Genomic DNA, 986 nt, shown 5'->3' with positions numbered 1-986 from the left:
CTGCGTTTGCTGCCGGGTTACGCGCCCGCATCGACTTTGAAAAAGGCTGGTGGTGGAGCAAGTCGAACCAGGACATCAACAACATCCTCGGTGTTGAGCAGATCGATGAATTTATCCTCGGGGATGAAAACTGCGACGCAAACCTGCTCAACATGCAGAACGTGTCCACTATTATCCGCCGGGCGGGTTTTAAACACTGGGGGAACCGTCTGTGTGCTACCAATCCACAGTGGCGTTTTGAATCTGTCCGCCGTACTGCTGATGTTATTGAGGACAGCATTCAGGAAACCATGCTCGAGTATGTTGACCGCCCACTGGATCGGGAAAATGCAGACGACATTATCGGCACCATCAATGCCTATATGCGGCAACTGGTCGGTCTTGGCGCCATATTCGGTGGGCGGGCCTGGCTGGATGAAGAACTGAACACAGCGGAAACCATGGCGTCGGGTGTCCTGTACATCAACTATGACTTTGGTCCGAAATCGCCGACTGAACTTATCAGCCTGCGCGTCCGGGTGAACAATAACTATGCGCTTGAGGAGATGCTTGCAGCATGAGCGATAAAAACACACTACGCGTCTGGACCTTCTTTCGGCAGGGGATCCGTATTCAGGGGGCGCATGAATTTACGCCGCCGTCTCTGGCTATTGTTAAAACGGATTTGCGTACCGGCGCACAGGATGCGCCCACCCCGGTTGATGACGGCATGGAAGCACTGACCTGTCAGGTTAAATTTTATGGGATAGATACGGATATGCTGGCCAGCTTCGGTTTTGTCAGCGGCAGCCGTTCACGCTTTACGGCTTATCAGGGCTATCTCGGTAACGGCACTGCGCGCGGTACGGTTGAGGAAATTGAGGGGTTTGTACAGACCGTCACGCCGGATGCGCGCAGTAAGGACACGCTTTCCGAAAATGCCGTGACGGTTGATATTGCCGTCAGCTACTACCGTCAGTCACTGGACGGGCGCGAACTGTTCGCCA

2 protein-coding genes are annotated in these 986 nt (G+C 54.1%); both read left to right on the top strand.

Annotation, left to right across the window (positions count from 1 at the left end):
* On the top strand, positions 1-560 hold a 560-nt coding region (locus OH663_RS26020; protein ID WP_263525948.1), incomplete at its 5' end, for a phage tail sheath C-terminal domain-containing protein.
* Positions 557-986 (top strand): phage major tail tube protein (locus OH663_RS26015; RefSeq protein ID WP_263525947.1); only part of this gene is annotated, 430 nt, incomplete at its 3' end. The genes OH663_RS26020 and OH663_RS26015, both read left to right, overlap by 4 nt.

Origin of the sequence: Citrobacter sp. Marseille-Q5395 (genome assembly GCF_947057495.1) — a bacterium.
Lineage (GTDB): Bacteria > Pseudomonadota > Gammaproteobacteria > Enterobacterales > Enterobacteriaceae > Citrobacter > Citrobacter murliniae.
The sequence above is the reverse complement of the archived record's forward strand: the minus strand, read 5'-3'. Positions and strand labels throughout refer to the sequence as shown.